The following is an 18,297-nucleotide window of genomic DNA, read 5'->3' on the forward strand; positions in this document are numbered from 1 at the left end:
GCGAGTGCTTTTTTCTTTTTAGGTCGTTTATATACGTCTATTTTTGTATATTGACCAATGTTATCCAATTTGTTACGTTAAATCCATCTTAAATTTTTTGAGTTGATGGGTGGAATAAACTTGCTGTCTTTTTATATTCGTTTTATTCTTTTAATCTTGATTTGGCTATTCATTCTTTTTTCTCCAGCAAAGAATACTGGCGTGTTTTTGCTGCTTTTTTGTGCTCTTTCTTTATCGCTTTATTTTCTTTTTCCTCTTTTTAAGAAAAAGCTGCCAATTACCTTAATCTTGTATGCCATTACATTCTTGTATGCATTTTACTTAGAAGAATCCCTCGTTCTCTTTTTCATATTATTAATTATATTTTATACATTGGAGTCTGCATTTTATTTATCACCCAAATATTTTCGTAGTTTACTAATTGCTGTACATACTGTTTTGGTCATTTACTTAGTTGTAACAATGCATTCACCGAAAGGGATTCTGGCCGGTCTGTTAATTTTGGTTTTTCTCCTTTTTTGTGCTTTTTGGTACTTAAATACCCATTATTTTAATTTCATTCATCAATCCCAATTATATGAACAGCTTATTGATGAATATAGAAAGGTAAAAAGATACGCAGCCAAAAATGAGAAAGCAGTACGAATGGAGGAAAGAACTCGAATCGCTAGAGAAATGCATGATTCGGTGGGGCATAAGCTGACTGCTTTAAGCATGCAGCTAGAAATCCTTCTTATAAATGAGAAAAATGACGTCCTTCAATCAATGAAGGAGATTGTTAATGAAAGTTTAGAAGAGACAAGAAAAGCAGTTAGGGCTTTAAACACTGACGATGTTGAAGGAATTTCTTCCGTTATTCAGTTAATAAGAAAACTGGAATCAGATAGTCACTTAAGAGTACATTTTACAACAAAGCAGGGGGCTTTAAGCCTCACTTTATCTAATCGAAACAGTATTATTTTATACCGGGTTTTACAGGAATCCTTAACAAATGCGATGAAATATGGACAATCTAGGGAAGTATTTGTCACATTGGGAACAAATGCACTAGGACATTTATACTTTGATATAAGAAATTCATATGATCATATAAAGCCATTTCATGAAGGCTTCGGGCTGAAAAATATGAGACAAAGGGTAGAAGAAGCGGGTGGTACACTCAGCATCTATCAAATCGATCATACCTTTATTACTGAAGGGTCATTGCCATAAAGGAGAGATAAAATTGATTCGTGTATTAATAGTAGAAGATCAGAGCATCGTCCGCCAAGGGTTAAAAATGATTCTTGAACAAAATGAGCAATTTACTGTTGTTGGAGAAGCAGAAAATGGCTTAGATGCGATTGTTTATTTAGAAAATCATCTTGTTGATGTTGCTTTAATTGATATACGGATGCCGAAGATGAATGGGATTGAGGCTGCCCACAAAATTAAAGTAAGATGGCCTAATATTAAGATCTTAATCCTTACTACTTTTAATGATGAAGAATATGCACTTCAGGCTTTAAAGCTAGGTGTAGATGGTTTTCTATTAAAAACTTCCGATGGGCAAAAATTAATTAGTTCAATAAATAGCTGTCTCGAAGGCGGGATGGCCTTACATGAACAGGTAGCAGCAAAGGTTTTGCCAAGACTATTGGAAAAACCAGAGGCTGATTCGATTGACGTACATTTAACACCAAGAGAGTTTGAGATTACAAAGCTAGTTGGGAGAGGAAAGACAAATAAGGAAATTGCCAATGAACTATACTTGTCGGTTGGAACAGTGAAAAATCATCTAACACAAATTTTGCAAAAGCTTGATGTAAGAGATCGCACTCAGCTAGCAATCTTCGCCATTAAGCATGATCTTTTATAAGCATATATTTTGATTATTGAGTTATGTCAATTGACATAGCTTTTTTAACTATATAGAAAATTTTCAACTGGATGAAATGAATAACTTTGCGCCAGGCTGGTCTGCGTACGGTACCAGAGGAGAGATTCGGCAGCATACAACATCGCATGAAGATAAACGGAAGCTTACGGGAGGAGCGCCTATCGCCTATCAAACTTCAGGCCCACTCCCTACGATCAGTTCGATTGTGCTTATTGTGTCTTCTTTATCGAAAGAACCGGCACTTCTGCGTTTGTACGAAGATGATCATGGCACTTGTACATTTTTATGACAAGGAAAATGACTTAGGTCATGGATAAAATGTTTTTTTGTGACTTAGGGCAGTGCAGGAAGTTTTAAATTATTTCTATACTAATCAAGTACAAAGGAGGGAATATCATGTTAGAAGTGGTTGAGCTATCTAAGCATTATAAAAATAAAAAGGCAGTAAAAGGGGTTAACCTGTATTTAGAAAAGGGAGAGACGGTTGGTTTGCTTGGACCAAATGGTGCCGGAAAATCTACAACGATATCCCTAATCTCATCGTTGGTAAATCCTACGAGCGGGGATGTTCGTCTTAAAAATGAAAGTATTTTAAGGAATCCGGAGAAAATTAGAAATATTCTTGGCGTAGTCCCTCAAGATATTGCATTGTACATGGATTTAACAGCAAAAGAGAATCTTGAGTTTTTTGGAAGAATACACCGGATTAAAAAAAAGGAATTGCAGAGAAGAGTAGATGAAGTATTAGATATTATTGGACTGCAAGATCGAAAAAAGGATTTGGTAAAAACTTTCTCGGGTGGGATGAAAAGACGCTTAAATATTGGTGTTGCCTTGCTTCATGAGCCCGAATTGATCATTATGGATGAGCCGACAGTCGGTATTGACCCTCAATCAAGGAACTATATCCTTGAAACGGTCAAAAGATTAAATGTGGAAAAGAATATTACTGTATTGTATACAAGCCACTATATGGAGGAAGTAGAGTATTTATGTGACCGTATTTATATTATGGACCATGGAGAGGTGATTGCAGCAGGCACGAAGGAGGAAATAAAGTCCATTTTATCTGCAGAACAATCCATTGCAATAAAAGTAGAAATCTTGAAGGGGGAATATCTGCAGCTTTTGCAAGCACTTCCAAATGTAAAAAATATATCGGTTCAAGACCCTGCAATTACTTTAATTGTCCCTAAAAAGGTAAATATTCTAAAAGACCTTTTCAAATTAGCGGAAGAAACAAAAACGAATATTATTTCTGTTCATATTGAAACGCCCACTTTGGAAGATGTGTTCCTCCATTTAACAGGAAGGCAATTAAGGGATTAGGGGGGAGCGAAAATGATTACTCAATTAATTAAAAAAGAATTGCTTATGGTATGGAGAAGACCACGCGAATTAGTAATCCTCCTCTTTATGCCTTTCGTACTCATCACTATTTTAGGAGCTGCATTAGGATCAATTATTGATGGGGAAGCTCCAGATCTGAATATTAAACTTGCGGTTATTCAAAAGGATGATATCGCCCACGGAGAAGAAAAAATAATTAAAAAGATGGAAAGCTTGCCTCTCTCTCCTGAAGAAAAAACTGGGGCAATTGAGGGGATAAAAAGCCTCAATCCCATAAGAATATTGCTTGAGGACGTATTTGCAAGCGAAGAATTTAAAGAAAGTATTCAAGTAACAGAAATGGAAAGTATGCCATCTGATAAAGAAGCTCTTAAATATAGTGGAGTTCTTGAAATTCCAGCAGGCTTTACGGAACAGTTTTATCTTCATGCCTTTTTCAATGAAGAGGAAGTCCCTAAATTAAATCTTAAGCTTAATGAATCAAACACACTTGAGGGCGGGGTGTTAAAAGATATATTTACCTCTTTTCAAGAAGATATTTCTCTATGGTCAGTACTGCCATCAATGGGAATTGATCCTGAAAAGCTGCAAAACAGTTTCATTTCTAAAGTGGGAAACACCGAGACGGTAACGAAGACTAAGCCAATTAATGCTGTCAGCTATTATGCAATTGGGATGTGCGTGATGTTTATGTTTTACGTAGCAGGGAATTCGGCATCAATGGCATTAGAAGAAAAGGAAAGCCAGATTTATGGACGTATTTTGTTAGCAAACGTACCCGTACCGATATTTTTTATTGGCATTTTCGTTTCAACGATTATTATCACTTTTGTCCAAATGAATATATTGTTTGGCTTATCGGCACTAATCCATGGTGTAAGCTGGCCGAATGTGATTGATTATTTTGTTGTTACTTTTATATTAAGTGTAATGGTAGGAGGGTTTGCTGTTTTTATTTCGGCTATTAATTACCGTTCCAATTCAAGAAGTGCAACGCAAATATTTTCGAGCTTTTTCATTCCAATTATAGCTTTTGTTGGTGGAAGTTTTATTCCAGTATCACAAATCGGTGGTTTTTTTGAAATTATTTCTCAATATTCACCAGGCGGGGCCGGGATTTCTGCTTACTATAAAATCATGCAAGGATTTCCTTTAAGTGACGTATCTGGTCAATTGTTGTCTGTGGCGATAACAACTGTCTTATTATTACTGTTGGCATTTTTGATCCAGCCGAGAAGAGGTGAAGCGATATGAGAGGAATCGTATGGGCAAATTTTCGCATGCTTCTTAGGAAGCCAGGTGCATTTATTGCAACGACAATTATTTGCATCGCATTTGCCTATTTATTAGGAAAGTCATCCTTCACAAAAGTTGAAGTTCCTGTGTATAGTTCTTTGCCGGAGGAAGAAGTAAATAGTATCATTGAAGAACTCAATAAGGGAGATGCATTTGAATTTATAGTTGAAGATGAAAAAGAGGTAAAGAACAAAGTTGCTGCAGGCAGTGCAGAAGCCGGTGTTCTGCTTGAAGGTAGTTCCTTTACTTTATTTCAAGTGGGCAATACTGAAAATTTTCATTTAATCAATCAATATATGGAGAGGTATTATGTAAAAAGATTAAAAGAAAAAGCAGTCATTGACCTTGCTGCTGATTCAAATCAAGCATTTGAAAAAATCACCGAAGTGAATGGAAATCAGCTTTTCCAGCTTTCCGTGGCATCATTTTCTGATGAAAATCAATGGGTTTATGACCCAGGACTCCAATCATTATTTGGATTTGCCCTGTTCTTTTCCATTTATACCGTTGCGTTTAACGTAGTTGAAATATTGCGGGAAAAACAATTGGGGATATGGGATAGGCTAATTCTGTCTTCTACCTCAAAGATAGAGATGTATGTAGGGAATTTACTTTATTGCTTTCTTATCGGATATATACAGATTGCCCTAATATTTGTCGTTTTTAAATACGGTGCAGGAGTGGACTTTTATGGTTCGTTCGGAAAAACTTTAATCCTGATTATCCCTTATTTATTTTCAATTGTCGCATTATCCATATTTTTAACAGGAATCGTTAAAACAATCGGGCAATTTAATGCATTAGTTCCGTTAATAAGTGTGAGCTTTGCTATGCTTGGGGGGGCATATTGGCCAATTGAAATCATTACCTCTGATACACTATTAACCATTTCAAAGGCTATCCCCATTACATATGGGATGGAGCTTTTAAAAGGGGCAACCATTTCAGGCTTATCGTATAGCGAATTATTATATCCGATTTCTATTTTAATTTTAATGGGTGTAGTCATGATGGGGATTGGAATTCGTTTAATGGAAAGAAGGCATGTATAGGGGCATCCACACTTCCTGAAATTTTTCAACAAAATACACTCCAATTTGCTAAGAATTCAGCTATACTAGTAGTGTATATATGAAAAATAGCAATGAATAGAGGAGTAAGGCAATGTCGCAGGATTATCAGAATTTCATTGTAAATATTAAAAAGAAAACAGGGATCGACTTATCTTTGTATAAAGAAGCACAAATGAAAAGAAGGCTCCTATCGTTATATGAAAAAAAGGGATTTAAGTCTTTTAACGATTTTTATGATTCTATGAATAAAGATAAAGAATTACTTAATGAATTTCTAGATCGAATGACAATTAATGTATCAGAGTTTTACCGGAATGCAAAAAGATGGGAAGTCCTTGAAAAAAAAATCATTCCAAAACTGCTTGCCAAGAATAAGCGTTTGAAAATTTGGAGTGCAGCCTGTTCGACAGGGGAAGAGCCATATACACTTGCAATGGTGATGTCGAATTTTATGCCATTATCGCAAATCCAAATATTAGCAACGGATTTAGACGAAAATGTAATTGCCAGAGCAAAAATGGGTGTGTATCCGGAAAGATCCTTAAATGAAGTACCAGAGGAAATGAAGAAGAAATACTTCACGAAAGATGGAACTTTCTTTAAAGTATCTGACGAAGTAAAGAAAACAGTAACTTTTCGCAAGCAAAATCTCTTAGCTGACAGCTTTGGAGGGCCATTTGATTTAATCGTCTGCCGAAATGTACTTATTTATTTTACTGAAGAGGCAAAGGATGAGCTCTATTATAAATTTAGCGGAGCGTTAAACAAAGATGGGATCTTTTTTGTGGGCAGCACGGAGCAAATTTTTAATCCAGGAAAATATAATTTAGAAACAGAAGACACATTCTTTTATCGGAAAAAGTAACTGAGGACCTGGAGAAATCCAGCCTCTTTTTTTTTCATTGATTTGCTATTCTTTTTTGAGTAACCAGCTATTTCATGTTAAAATGCATTAAATATAGAAATAAATTATAGGAATTTTCTTTTATTTACTATTTTTATTATTTATCCTATGTTATATTGGTACATAATCCTTTAATGAGTTGAAGGGGGAAAGAGTTTTGCGATACTTAACTTCGGGTGAATCCCATGGTCCGCAGCTGACGACCATTATTGAAGGGCTGCCAGCAGGTTTGCCATTACTTGATACAGATATTAATTTTGAATTGGCGCGACGGCAAAAAGGCCATGGCAGAGGCAGAAGAATGCAAATTGAAAAAGACACTGTCCAAATTGTAGGTGGCATCAGACATGGCTATACGCTAGGATCGCCAGTTGGATTAGTTGTCGAAAATAACGACTGGAAGCATTGGACGAAAATAATGGGACAGGATCCGATTGCCCCAGATGAAGAGGAAGAAATCAAAAGAAAGATTACGCGTCCTCGCCCAGGACATGCTGACTTAAATGGTGCGCTAAAATATGGGCATCGGGATATGAGAAATGTTCTTGAGCGCTCATCGGCAAGGGAAACAACGGTGAGGGTAGCCGCAGGAGCTGTAGCTAAAAAATTATTAAAAGAACTTGGAATTGAAGTTGCTTCACATGTTATTGAAATTGGTGGAGTGTCATCTGCTATTAAAGAATATGAATCTCTTGAAAAATTAAAAGAAATCACTGAAGACTCACCAGTAAGATGCCTTGATCCAGTCGCAGAAAAGAAGATGATGGATGCCATTGATGAAGCAAAACAACAAGGTGATTCTATTGGTGGAATTGTCGAGGTCATTGTCGAAGGAATGCCTCCTGGAGTAGGAAGCTATGTTCATTACGACAGAAAGCTTGATGCAAAACTAGCTAGTGGAATGATGAGCATCAATGCATTTAAGGGTGTTGAAATTGGCATCGGTTTTGAAGCAGCTAGTAAGCCTGGCAGTGAGGTACATGATGAAATTGCCTGGAGTGAGGAACGAGGCTATTATCGGAAAACCAATCGTTTAGGCGGGCTTGAGGGTGGGATGACTACGGGTATGCCAATTATTGTCAGAGGGGTAATGAAGCCAATTCCTACTCTTTATAAACCGCTTCAAAGCGTTGATATTGAATCAAAAGAACCGTTTTCAGCAAGCATAGAACGATCTGACAGCTGTGCTGTACCTGCCGCAGCAGTCGTTGCCGAAAATGTAATTGCATGGGAGCTTGCAGCAGCACTAGTTGATCAATTTTACTCAGATCGTTTGCAAACATTGAAGGAGACAGTTGATAAGCAAAGAGCTTTTGCAAGGGAGTTTTAATATGAAACAAATTTCTATTCAAACAGCTTCAAAAACATATCCTGTTTTTGTTGGAACGGGTGTTATTAATCAATTACGAACATTTATTAATAATGCCTTCCCTTCCTTATCAAAAATAATGATTATTACGGATGAAACAGTTGCCGATTTGTATTTATTTGACATCCAGCATGCGCTGGCAGATTTCCAAACAAGATCATGTATCGTACCAAGTGGAGAAAAGGCGAAAACGTTTGATGTGTATTATCAATGCTTAACTTTTGCACTTGAGAATAAGCTTGACAGGAAATCACTAGTCATTGCGTTTGGCGGAGGTGCAGTTGGGGATCTTGGAGGATTTGTTGCTTCTACTTTTATGAGGGGAATATCTTTTTTACAAGTGCCGACAACCATTCTTGCTCATGACAGTGCTGTAGGCGGGAAAGTAGCCATTAATCACCCTGCGGGAAAAAATATGATTGGTTCCTTCTATCAGCCAGAAGCTGTTTTTTATGACTTGAATTTTCTTGAATCCCTTCCATTACATGAAAAAAGATCTGGCTTTGCTGAAGTAATTAAACATGGACTAATCCATGATTCATCCTTTTATTTCTGGCTACATAATCACATCTTTTCAATGGAAAAGCTAGCAGTGCCTGATTTAAGCTATATGCTTGCAAGAGGAATTGAGATTAAACGTGATTTTGTTTCTGTAGATGAAAGAGAGGCAGGTATTCGCGCTTTTCTCAATTTTGGTCATACACTTGCCCATGCGATTGAAGCTGAAGCAGGTTATGGCAAATGGACACATGGGGAAGCAGTAGCAGTTGGGATGTTATTTGCATTGCAGCTAAGCAGGAAGAAAGCTGGTCTTTTATTTAACCATGAACACTTTAAAGGCTGGCTCAAGCAGCTGGGATATGTTACAGAACTTCCCAAAGAATTTGCACTTAATAAATTACTAGACCGCATGAAGCAAGACAAAAAGTCGATCGATCAAAAAGTGAATTTTGTATTGTTAAAGGATATTGGCAGCCCCATTTCATATGAAATGACAGATGAAGAGTTATTAAATGAGCTGTATATATTTCAGAAGGGGGAATGATTGTGATTCGAGGAATAAGGGGAGCCACAACGGTAACTGAGAACAGAGAAGATGAAATTATCGAAGCAACAGAAATACTGCTAAAAGAAATCATTGAACAAAACAAAATTGAGGCAAATATGGTTGCATCTATTTTTATTTCTGTAACAGAGGATATCACGGCTGCATTCCCGGCAAAAGCTATCCGTTTAATTAATGGCTGGACGTTTGTCCCAGTTATGTGTATGAGAGAAATTCCTGTTCCATCTGGATTGCCAAAATGCATCCGGGTCATGTTGCATGTGAATACAATGGTCCCGCAAGAAGAAATAAATCATATATATTTAAGAAATGCGATAACTTTAAGACCTGATTTGAAAGTAGAGAATAGATCTTTATAAAAGAATAGATTTGACATCTGTAAAAAGAAAAGGTGAATGATCATGAAATGGAAAGAGCAGCTGCTTCAGTTAACTCCCTATCAGCCAGGGAAATCAATCGATGAAGTGAAAAAGAAATATGGCCTAGATAAGATCATCAAGCTCGCATCCAATGAAAATCCATTTGGATGTTCAGAGAAAGTTATCGAAACTTTAACTAATTCTCCTTTAACGTTCCCGTTATATCCAGATGGATACGCGACGGAATTAAGAACAGCTTTAGCATCACATTTGATGGTCAGCGAGGATCAATTAATCTTTGGGAATGGCTCAGACGAAATTATCCAAATGATTTCTAGGTCTTTATTAGGAAATGGAACGAATACTGTTATGGCTGAACAGACATTTCCACAATACAAGCATAATGCCATTGTTGAAGGAGCAGAAATACGAGAAGTTCCGTTAGTAAATGGTGAACATGATCTTGACAACATGCTAGCGGCTATAGATGAAGACACCTCTGTTGTTTGGATTTGTAACCCTAATAATCCTACAGGTCATTATATTCCTGAGCATCATTTGCTGTCTTTTTTAGAAAAAGTTCCGAAAGATGTTCTGGTAGTTCTTGATGAAGCTTACTGTGAATATGTGGATGCTTCAGATTATGGTGAATCCATTTCTTTATTGCAGCATTTTCCTAACTTGATTATTCTTCGTACATTCTCGAAAATTTATGGGCTAGCGAGCTTGCGCATAGGATATGGGATAAGTAAGCCAACTACTATTTCTGCCTTAGAACCAGTTAGAGAACCATTTAATGTGAATCGTGCAGCACAAGCTGCGGCGGTTGCTGCGATCAATGATCAGTCATATGTTGCGCAATGTAAGCAGAAGAATCGGGAAGGACTGGAACTTTTCTACTATTTCTGTAAGGAAAACAAGCTAGAGTGCTATCCTTCACAAGGCAATTTCATTTTAATTGACTTCAAAACAGATGGACATGAAGTGTTTCAATATTTACTTGAAAGAGGATACATTGTACGCTCTGGCAGGGCTCTAGGTTTCCCGACATCCGTTCGTGTAACTGTCGGTTCAAAGGAGCAAAATGAGGGTGTCATGAAAGTAATGGGAGACTATTTAACGTATAAAGCATCATGCTTGGAGAGTGCGAAAGCTCAGTAAAATTGATAAAAGTGTAACTTTTCAGAGGCTGTATATAGCCTCTGAATTTATTATTTATGTCTAGCTGCAGCGCCTGCCCCCGACATATAGGACGACAATACGTTAGGACAAGGAAAGCTTCGCCAGTGTCCTATGGCATCACTTAAATTGAAGCATTTAGGAGGACGTTGCGTTTTTGCCGACCCTCAAGCCACAAGCAGATAGATCCTCTACAAAGGTAAATGGCTGTCTTTCCGGAAGATTCGTCTTATGCTTGTCGGTGGTGATCACTAAGGAAATCTCCTTAGAATAATCTTCGAAGGAACAATCCGAAGATTAATTGTTTCGAAGGCGTTTTAAGCAGTTTTACTAAAAGGTGGTGTGGAACTTGAATGGCCGCGTATTTATAATTGGATTAGGACTAATCGGGGGTTCCCTCGCATTATGTATAAAGAAGCATCATGAGGACGCGATTATAATTGGCTTTGATGTTCATTCTGAACAGGCTAAGCTTGCTAAAATGCTTTCTGTTATTGATGAAATTGCACCTTCAATCGAAGATGGTGCGAATGAAGCTGATCTTATATTAATCGCCACACCTGTCAAAGAGACGGAAAGAATTATGCGGGTATTGGGGAATATGGAGCTAAAGGATCATGTAATTATCTCAGATGCTGGCAGTACGAAAAAAGAAATTGTTAAGCAGTCAAAATTGCTGACAGATAAAGGGATTGCATTCATTGGCGGACACCCGATGGCTGGATCTCATAAAAGCGGAATCACTGCTGCAAAGTCGATCCTGTTTGAAAATGCCTTTTACTTATTAACACCTGAAGATCATATTCTTGCTGAACAAGTACAGCAGCTGCAGTGCTGGCTTTCAGGGACGAAAGCGAAATTTATCACATTATCTCCAGATGAGCATGATTATTTAACAGGTGTAATCAGTCATTTTCCACACGTAATTGCAGCTTCTCTTGTGCATCAAGCAGAGAAAATAAGTGAAACGAGGAAGCTTGTGCCTCGTTTAGCAGCCGGCGGTTTCCGTGATGTGACAAGGATTGCGTCTAGCAGTCCTGAAATGTGGAGAGATATTTTATTACATAATAAAGGGGTTCTTCTCGGTCTTTTAGAAAACTGGCAGGAAGAAATGCAAAAAGTAGCAAAAATGCTGGAAACCGAAAATAGTGAAGAAATCTATGACTATTTTTTTAAGGCAAAGCAGTTTAGAGATGAATTACCACAAAAACAAAAGGGAGCGATCCCAGCTTTTTACGATCTTTTTGTCGATGTTCCTGATTATCCAGGTATCATTTCCGAAATAACAGGGATTCTGGCCAAAGAGGAAATAAGTATTACAAATATACGTATTCTTGAAACTAGAGAAGAAATATACGGTGTACTAGTAATTAGCTTTCAAACTGAAGAGGATCGGGAACGTGCGGAAGCGTGTATTCATTTACATACAAGCTATGAGACTTCGGTTGGCCTATAGTACATAATTTTGAATGTGTTAGATTTGATATACTTTAGGAAAGGATGATGAAAATGCCAATAAAACTGCAAACCAATCTGAAAAGCTTGAATGGGGAACTAGCTATTCCTGGAGATAAATCGATTTCCCATCGGTCGATCATGTTTGGAGCAATAGCGCAAGGAGAAACGATTGTTACAAATTTTTTATTAGGCGAGGATTGTTTAAGTACAATCGATTGTTTTAAAAAAATGGGTGTCATGATTGAGCGGCAGGAAGAAAAGGTGATTATCCATGGCAATGGTTTTGAAGGGCTATGCGAGCCTTCAGAGGTACTGGATGTAGGAAACTCAGGCACGACGATACGCCTATTATTAGGGATATTAGCCGGACGTCCATTTCACTCTGTTTTAATTGGTGATCAATCAATTGGAAAAAGACCGATGACAAGGGTAACTAAGCCATTGCAGTTATTTGGAGCAGCCATTAATGGAAGAAAGCATGGTGAATTCACGCCTTTATCCATTATGGGCGGGAATTTAGAAGGAATAGAATACGAGCTTCCTGTAGCAAGTGCCCAGGTTAAATCCTCCCTGCTTTTTGCTGGTTTACAAGCTAGCGGAACAACGACTGTAATTGAACCAGTGAAAACAAGAGATCATACGGAACGAATGATCAAACAATTCGGTGGAGAAGTGGAGAAAAACGAAACAACGATCCGTATAAAAGGGGGGCAGAAACTAACTGGTACAGCTATCCATGTTCCAGGTGACATTTCATCGGCAGCTTTCTTTTTAGTAGCGGGCGCAATTGTACCAGGAAGTGAAATTAAATTAACTAATGTAGGTCTGAATCCAACCAGAACGGGCATTATTGATATTATGAAGAAAATGGGCGCAAAGATAACGATTACACAGCTGACAGAGAATGAGTTTGAACCAAGTGGAGACATCGTTATTCAAACTTCTGCATTAAAGGGCACTACTATAGAAGGTGAGATCATTCCAAAATTGATTGATGAAATTCCGATCTTAGCATTATTAGCAACTCAAGCTGAAGGAGTAACAGTCATCAAAGACGCACATGAGTTAAAAGTGAAGGAAACGAATCGAATTGATACCGTTGTTGCTGAATTAACAAAGCTTGGAGCTAATATCGAAGCAACCGAAGACGGAATGATAATTTATGGGAAAACAGATTTAACTGGCGGCACAGTTTCCAGTTATGGGGATCATCGGATTGGGATGATGTTATCAGTTGCAGCGGCTATATGTAAAGAGGATGTATATCTAGAAAATGAAGAGGCTATCTATGTATCTTACCCTTCATTTTTTACGCATTTGCAAAGTTTAATATAGTTATTTGCCTAGTTTGAGCTGCTATGCAGCTCTTTTTGTGTGTTGGCTAACAATAACTGGTCCGCTGGGAGCGAGAGCTCATAGTTTTTGTCATATTTAATTTAATAAATACATAGCTTGTCATAAGACCGTATAAGAGGGGGGTTTTATGACATATATCATTGAAAATGCTACTATATTAAAAGAACGCAGGATGACTAAGGCTTCATTGCTTATTGAAAAAGGGAAGATTCTATCGATTAGACCAGATTATAAACGGTATCGTTTTATTCGAATGAATGCATCTTCATTTATTATGACCCCCACATCAACTCTTTTGAATAAAGAGTTCCCGTTAGATTTGACTTTCCAAGAGTTAAAACATTACTTTATTAATGAGTTTATTCTAAAAGGCTGTACAACCTTTATAACAGTGGCTAAGGTAAATCATGAGCATGAGTTGTCGAAAGAAATTAAACGAGTTCATACACGATTATTAAATAGTCCAATTGACTATATTATTGGTGTCAGAATCCCTTCCCGATTACTAACGCCAGCATTATTAAGGAAATGCAAGCGTGAAAAGGTGCCTGCTATTTTTGTGGATATACACCATGTGGACGAGTTAGCTGCTCTTCCTTGGGGGTGGCTGCGGGAGGCGATGTTTCCATACAATAGTCCGTTGATTCCGATTTTTGTAAATTCTGATGAAAAAGAAAGAAACGAGGCAAAAATCAAATGGAAGCGAGTAATGGAAAAGGAAAAAATGCCTTCTATTAATGAAGAAATAGCAGAAAATGAACCAGTCCCTTACCCAATTCTAAAAAAAATAGGGATTTTCCCTAAGAAATCAAGTATTCATCAAGGCCTAGAGCTATCATATAACTTATACTTAAAGAGCAGGGAAATCAGAAATATTGAAGAAGCCGAGCTCTTTCATTATCATAGACATATGCTCGTTCATTCTGTCCATAAGGGAGAAGTCATTCGAGCACAGGATTATATAGATTTTCGTCCAGGCTTTGGTGAACATGTTAAAATAGACACACCATCCTATTTTACTATTTAATATACTACAAGTTAGACAAACGTCCCTGAAAGGAAATAATTATGGAAAAAGTAGATAAAATTATTGAACTAATAGAGAACGGTCAGCATGAAGAAGCGATGAAGCAACAGAAACAAATTTTGCTTCAGGGATCGCATGAGGAAAGGTTTGTCCTTGCAGAAGAGCTTTTTCAATTTGGTTTTGTAGAAGAAGCAAAGGCTTTGTTCGAGAGATTACTTGAAGCTTATCCGGAAGAGGGTGAGCTGCTTGTCCTCCTAGCAGAAGCACATATTGATCTTGGCCAGGAAGATGAAGCCATCCTCGTTCTTGAAAGAGTACAGGAGGATGATCCAAGCTTTCCGCAATCATTGCTCCTGTTGGCAGATCTTTATCAAATGGAAGGGCTAAATGAGGTAAGTGAACAAAAGCTGCAGAAGGCAAAGTCCATCTTGCCAGATGAAATCATTATCGATTTTGCACTTGGAGAGTTATATGCTGAGCAAGGGAAATTTCTTGAAGCTACAAGGGCATACGAATTGGTATTGCTTAAAGAAGATGTAATTGCAGGTGTGAATGTCAATCAAAGGATGGCTGAGGTCTTGAGTGTAGGCGGAGCATTTGAGGAAGCTCTGCCTTATTATGAAAAGGCATTGGATGAAAAAATAGAAATTAATACTTTATTTAGCTATGCTTTCACTGCATTGCAAGCAGGCTTTAATCGGACCGCAATCGAAAAGTTTAATGAGTTAAAAGAGCTGGATCCAGAGTATCATTCTTTATATTTAAATCTGTCAAAAGCCTATGAACGGGAAGAAGAGCTTGAAAATAGCTATCAAGCGATTAAGATGGGGATCAAACAGGATGAATATAATAAAGAGCTTTATTTTAATGGCGGTAAGCTTGCACTAAAGCTTGGCAAGGAAGAGGAAGCAGAAAGCTTATTTAGGGAGTCGTTAGCTTTAGATCCAGAATATACGGAAGCTGCTGCCACGTTGACGAAGCTGTTCCTTAAACAGGAACGGTATGAGGATATTTTAGAAATTACTGAAATGATGAACGATCAAGAAGAAGAAGAGCCGCGTCTATTATGGGATGCTGCAATCGCATATCAGCATCTTGAAGAATATTCACAGGCATTAAACAAATACAATAGTGCATATACTTTTTTTAAGGAGCAGCCAGATTTTCTTTCAGACTATGGATATTTTCTAATTGAAGAAGGAAAAAGGGCAGAGGCTGCCGAAATTTTTAATACACTGATAAAATTAGAACCAAACAACATAGAATATCAAGATATAGTACAAAGACTCTCGGAATAATCTAGGATGTGTTTTTATTAGGAGTAAAGTAAACGTCTAGCACAAGAGGCTTATCTTGGCTTTTCGGGGTGAGCACTAAGGAAAGCTCCTTAACTTAATCACCACAGGTGCAATCGGCAGTCTGATGTTCCAAAGGCGCTTTAAGCATTTCATTTTGCAGAGGAGGGATTCTAATCATGTCAGCCCCTGTTTCTGTCAACGAGAAGAAAGATTTTATTCGCTGGTTTCTCAATCATTATCAATTAAAAAGGCGAGAATGCGTATGGATATTAAACTATTTAATGAGCCACGACCAGTTAATGGAAAAGGTCCATTTTGTTGAGCAAGCGCAATATTGCCCAAAGGGTTTAGTCATGTCTACTCATTGTGTCGATGAAGTTCCTTTTCGTTTTTATAAGGAAAATGTCATGACTACAGACGCGGAGAAATCATTCCATGATATCCGACTGAACCGTGAGGAAGAAATCTTTATTCAATTAAACTTTCATGCATCAAACAAAATCCATCAATATGCTGCTGTTCTCGAAGAAAATCCTTTCATGCCAAAGAAGCTTCGAATTAATGAAAAAGATCGGATCATTGCGGAACGATTTTTAGACAACTGTTTAGAAAGGTTTCAGAGGGATCATCTTTTGAAAAAAATCGATGAAGCACTTGATAATCATGACAAACAGACCTTTTTACTGCTAACTGAAAAATTAAACAGACTCAAGAAAGACTTTCATTAGCTTGCTATAGTGGCAAGCTTTTATTTTTTGCTTTACAAGTGTGAGAAACAGCCTTTTAGTTAGTAGGTTATAGTGTTATGATTATGTAGAATTATTGAATGTCAGATTATTCTTTTGGACAAATTAAAGATATGGAGTGAAATGGATGAAGTGGATTTCTCAGGATATTGATATGTACATAAAATCAAAGGAATATGTAGATACAGCTGTCCTGCCTTTATTTCCTGTATCGTTAGGAGACGATATCAAGCAAACGGCTGCAATGTCGGAGTTTATTTCTTTATTAAGCATTCAGCTTGAAAGACAGTTCAGAGGTAGACTGGTTATGCTCCCTGGTTTTTCTTATTTAAAATCATTCACTGAGGATAAGCTTGTAAATGATATAAAGCTATGGGAGAAAGAGCTGTTGTCAAAAGGGTTTAAGCACGTCTTCTATTTAACATCTGATAGCAGCTGGAAAACAATTGAAAGTCAATTCGAGGGTGGGTTGATTTGGCTCCCTTCCCTTCCACTAGAGCATATGGATGAACAATATAAAAATACGATTCTTGATGATCAAGTAAAGCAGCTGCTCCAATTGTTTCTGCAAAAATGGCAGTCAGGCGAGTAAATGGCAATTTTAGTCACACAGTTGACATGTTTTCGTCAAACGATATATTGACCTTCAATTAAGATTGATATATCATTGTTATGTCCTAGTTTTATATTGTGTTGAATATTGTCCGTTGGACTTAACTTCATAATAGAGGGGGGAAAGGTATGAGCAAAAATCGTGTTTCAAGACGTCAATTCCTAAGCTATACACTAACTGGTGTAGGCGGTTTCATGGCTGCTGGAATGTTGATGCCAATGGTTCGTTTTGCAATTGATCCAGTATTGCAGGCAAAAGCTGGCGGTAATTACATTCCGACTCCGCAAAAAGTTGCTGATATTACAGAAGTGCCAACTCGTGTTGACTTTACATTTGAGCAGCAGGATGCATGGTACAATTCTGAAGAAACTGGAACTGCGTGGGTTTATAAGGACGACAAAGGAGAAATTGTCGCACTTTCACCTGTTTGTAAGCATTTAGGGTGTGTGGTTAACTGGGAAGGGGATAAAACAAAACCTGAACATTTCTACTGCCCGTGTCATGGAGGACTTTATACGAAAGATGGTACAAACGTTCCAGGTACACCACCTATTGCACCACTTGATGTATATCCTTACATTGAAAAAGATGGTTACCTGCACTTAGGTAAAGCAGAGCCAAAGAAGGGGGCGTAATCCTTGTTAAACAAAATTTATGATTGGGTGGATGAACGTTTAGATATTACGCCTTTATGGCGCGATATTGCAGATCATGAAGTGCCTGAGCATGTAAACCCTGCCCATCACTTTTCTGCTTTCGTTTATTGCTTCGGCGGATTAACATTCTTTGTTACCGTTATTCAAATTTTATCTGGAATGTTCTTAACAATGTATTATGTTCCAGATATTAAAAATGCATGGGAGTCCGTGTATTACTTGCAAAACCATGTGGCATTTGGACAAATTGTCCGCGGAATGCATCACTGGGGTGCTAGTTTAGTCATCGTAATGATGTTCTTACATACGTTACGCGTATTCTTCCAAGGTGCTTACAAGAAACCGCGTGAATTGAACTGGGTTGTCGGTGTATTAATTTTCTTCGTTATGCTGGCTCTTGGTTTAACAGGCTACTTACTGCCTTGGGATATGAAAGCATTATTTGCAACAAAAGTTACAATGCAAATTATTGAATCTGTTCCGTTAATTGGGGTATATCTAAAAACCCTTATTGCTGGATCACCGGATATCGTCGGAGCGCAAACAATTACTCGTTTCTTTGCGATTCACGTATTCTTCTTGCCAGCAGCATTGTTCGCATTAATGGCTGCTCACTTTGTAATGATTCGTAAGCAAGGTATTTCAGGACCATTGTAAGATGAGATGAA

The 18,297-nt window shown here is 37.6% G+C and carries 19 protein-coding genes; all 19 read left to right on the forward strand.

What is annotated here, in order from left to right:
* Window positions 1–120: 120 nt before the first annotated feature.
* The 19 genes from ASU02_RS13380 to qcrB all read left to right on the forward strand — a co-directional run bounded on the left by ASU02_RS13380 (window position 121) and on the right by qcrB (window position 18,286).
* Window positions 121–1,212, forward strand: a complete 1,092-nt coding sequence (locus ASU02_RS13380) for a sensor histidine kinase (RefSeq protein ID WP_232426250.1) — start codon at window positions 121–123, stop codon at window positions 1,210–1,212.
* A 13-nt stretch (window positions 1,213–1,225) separates the two neighbouring features.
* Window positions 1,226–1,858 (forward strand): response regulator transcription factor, encoded by a 633-nt coding sequence (locus ASU02_RS13385; protein WP_057764378.1) that lies wholly within the window; start codon window positions 1,226–1,228, stop codon window positions 1,856–1,858.
* A gap of 76 nt (window positions 1,859–1,934) precedes the next feature.
* Window positions 1,935–2,168: a hypothetical protein gene (locus ASU02_RS13390; RefSeq protein ID WP_057764380.1), complete on the forward strand. Its 234-nt coding sequence runs from the start codon at window positions 1,935–1,937 to the stop codon at window positions 2,166–2,168.
* Window positions 2,169–2,275: 107 nt separating this feature from the next.
* Window positions 2,276–3,208 carry an ABC transporter ATP-binding protein gene (locus ASU02_RS13395; RefSeq protein ID WP_057764382.1) on the forward strand — a complete coding sequence of 311 codons (933 nt, stop codon included), beginning with the start codon at window positions 2,276–2,278 and terminating at the stop codon, window positions 3,206–3,208.
* 12 nt (window positions 3,209–3,220) lie between these two features.
* Complete coding sequence (locus ASU02_RS13400; protein ID WP_057764385.1) at window positions 3,221–4,483, forward strand: ABC transporter permease; 1,263 nt, start codon at window positions 3,221–3,223, stop codon at window positions 4,481–4,483.
* Window positions 4,480–5,577, forward strand: coding sequence for an ABC transporter permease (locus tag ASU02_RS13405; protein WP_057764387.1), 1,098 nt, complete (start codon window positions 4,480–4,482; stop codon window positions 5,575–5,577). Before ASU02_RS13400 ends, ASU02_RS13405 begins: the two co-directional genes overlap by 4 nt.
* Before the next feature lie 112 nt (window positions 5,578–5,689).
* Window positions 5,690–6,463, forward strand: coding sequence for a CheR family methyltransferase (locus ASU02_RS13410; protein WP_057764389.1), 774 nt, complete (start codon window positions 5,690–5,692; stop codon window positions 6,461–6,463).
* A gap of 196 nt (window positions 6,464–6,659) precedes the next feature.
* A complete protein-coding gene (gene aroC, locus ASU02_RS13415; protein ID WP_057764391.1) occupies window positions 6,660–7,832 on the forward strand; it encodes a chorismate synthase in 1,173 nt (390 codons plus the stop codon).
* 1 nt (window position 7,833) lies between these two features.
* Window positions 7,834–8,916 (forward strand): 3-dehydroquinate synthase, encoded by a 1,083-nt coding sequence (gene aroB, locus ASU02_RS13420; protein WP_057764393.1) that lies wholly within the window; start codon window positions 7,834–7,836, stop codon window positions 8,914–8,916.
* 2 nt (window positions 8,917–8,918) lie between these two features.
* The gene (aroH, locus tag ASU02_RS13425; protein ID WP_057764395.1) at window positions 8,919–9,296 is read left to right on the forward strand and encodes a chorismate mutase; all 378 of its coding nucleotides are present in this window, start codon (window positions 8,919–8,921) and stop codon (window positions 9,294–9,296) included.
* 42 nt (window positions 9,297–9,338) lie between these two features.
* Window positions 9,339–10,457, forward strand: coding sequence for a histidinol-phosphate transaminase (gene hisC, locus ASU02_RS13430; protein ID WP_057764397.1), 1,119 nt, complete (start codon window positions 9,339–9,341; stop codon window positions 10,455–10,457).
* 367 nt (window positions 10,458–10,824) lie between these two features.
* On the forward strand, window positions 10,825–11,931 hold the full coding sequence (locus tag ASU02_RS13435; protein ID WP_057764399.1) for a prephenate dehydrogenase: 1,107 nt from the start codon (window positions 10,825–10,827) through the stop codon (window positions 11,929–11,931).
* A 53-nt stretch (window positions 11,932–11,984) separates the two neighbouring features.
* Window positions 11,985–13,268 (forward strand): 3-phosphoshikimate 1-carboxyvinyltransferase, encoded by a 1,284-nt coding sequence (aroA, locus tag ASU02_RS13440; RefSeq protein WP_095396716.1) that lies wholly within the window; start codon window positions 11,985–11,987, stop codon window positions 13,266–13,268.
* A gap of 148 nt (window positions 13,269–13,416) precedes the next feature.
* The gene (locus tag ASU02_RS13445) at window positions 13,417–14,316 is read left to right on the forward strand and encodes a hypothetical protein (RefSeq protein ID WP_057764403.1); all 900 of its coding nucleotides are present in this window, start codon (window positions 13,417–13,419) and stop codon (window positions 14,314–14,316) included.
* A 41-nt stretch (window positions 14,317–14,357) separates the two neighbouring features.
* A complete protein-coding gene (locus ASU02_RS13450) occupies window positions 14,358–15,614 on the forward strand; it encodes a tetratricopeptide repeat protein (protein ID WP_057764405.1) in 1,257 nt (418 codons plus the stop codon).
* Window positions 15,615–15,790: 176 nt separating this feature from the next.
* The gene (locus ASU02_RS13455; RefSeq protein ID WP_057764407.1) at window positions 15,791–16,342 is read left to right on the forward strand and encodes a ReoY family proteolytic degradation factor; all 552 of its coding nucleotides are present in this window, start codon (window positions 15,791–15,793) and stop codon (window positions 16,340–16,342) included.
* Between the two features lie 145 nt (window positions 16,343–16,487).
* Complete coding sequence (locus tag ASU02_RS13460; RefSeq protein WP_057764409.1) at window positions 16,488–16,952, forward strand: YpiF family protein; 465 nt, start codon at window positions 16,488–16,490, stop codon at window positions 16,950–16,952.
* A 149-nt stretch (window positions 16,953–17,101) separates the two neighbouring features.
* Window positions 17,102–17,608 carry a QcrA and Rieske domain-containing protein gene (locus ASU02_RS13465; RefSeq protein WP_057764411.1) on the forward strand — a complete coding sequence of 169 codons (507 nt, stop codon included), beginning with the start codon at window positions 17,102–17,104 and terminating at the stop codon, window positions 17,606–17,608.
* Between the two features lie 3 nt (window positions 17,609–17,611).
* Window positions 17,612–18,286: a menaquinol-cytochrome c reductase cytochrome b subunit gene (qcrB, locus tag ASU02_RS13470; RefSeq protein WP_053476792.1), complete on the forward strand. Its 675-nt coding sequence runs from the start codon at window positions 17,612–17,614 to the stop codon at window positions 18,284–18,286.
* Window positions 18,287–18,297: the final 11 nt, after the last annotated feature.

Source organism: Cytobacillus praedii (assembly GCF_001439605.1).
In the GTDB taxonomy this organism is placed as follows: domain Bacteria; phylum Bacillota; class Bacilli; order Bacillales; family Cytobacillaceae; genus Cytobacillus; species Cytobacillus praedii.

Bases quoted from the DNA above. Each gene is read 5' to 3' on its own strand.
- aroB (WP_057764393.1), top strand. From the start codon at position 7,834: ATGAAACAAATTTCTATTCAAACAGCTTCAAAAACATATCCTGTTTTT.
- hisC (WP_057764397.1), top strand. From the start codon at position 9,339: ATGAAATGGAAAGAGCAGCTGCTTCAGTTAACTCCCTATCAGCCAGGG.
- ASU02_RS13465 (WP_057764411.1), top strand. From the start codon at position 17,102: ATGAGCAAAAATCGTGTTTCAAGACGTCAATTCCTAAGCTATACACTA.
- ASU02_RS13460 (WP_057764409.1), top strand. From the start codon at position 16,488: ATGAAGTGGATTTCTCAGGATATTGATATGTACATAAAATCAAAGGAA.
- ASU02_RS13455 (WP_057764407.1), top strand. From the start codon at position 15,791: ATGTCAGCCCCTGTTTCTGTCAACGAGAAGAAAGATTTTATTCGCTGG.
- ASU02_RS13395 (WP_057764382.1), top strand. From the start codon at position 2,276: ATGTTAGAAGTGGTTGAGCTATCTAAGCATTATAAAAATAAAAAGGCA.
- ASU02_RS13410 (WP_057764389.1), top strand. From the start codon at position 5,690: ATGTCGCAGGATTATCAGAATTTCATTGTAAATATTAAAAAGAAAACA.
- ASU02_RS13450 (WP_057764405.1), top strand. From the start codon at position 14,358: ATGGAAAAAGTAGATAAAATTATTGAACTAATAGAGAACGGTCAGCAT.
- ASU02_RS13405 (WP_057764387.1), top strand. From the start codon at position 4,480: ATGAGAGGAATCGTATGGGCAAATTTTCGCATGCTTCTTAGGAAGCCA.
- ASU02_RS13400 (WP_057764385.1), top strand. From the start codon at position 3,221: ATGATTACTCAATTAATTAAAAAAGAATTGCTTATGGTATGGAGAAGA.
- aroA (WP_095396716.1), top strand. From the start codon at position 11,985: ATGCCAATAAAACTGCAAACCAATCTGAAAAGCTTGAATGGGGAACTA.
- ASU02_RS13390 (WP_057764380.1), top strand. From the start codon at position 1,935: ATGAATAACTTTGCGCCAGGCTGGTCTGCGTACGGTACCAGAGGAGAG.
- ASU02_RS13445 (WP_057764403.1), top strand. From the start codon at position 13,417: ATGACATATATCATTGAAAATGCTACTATATTAAAAGAACGCAGGATG.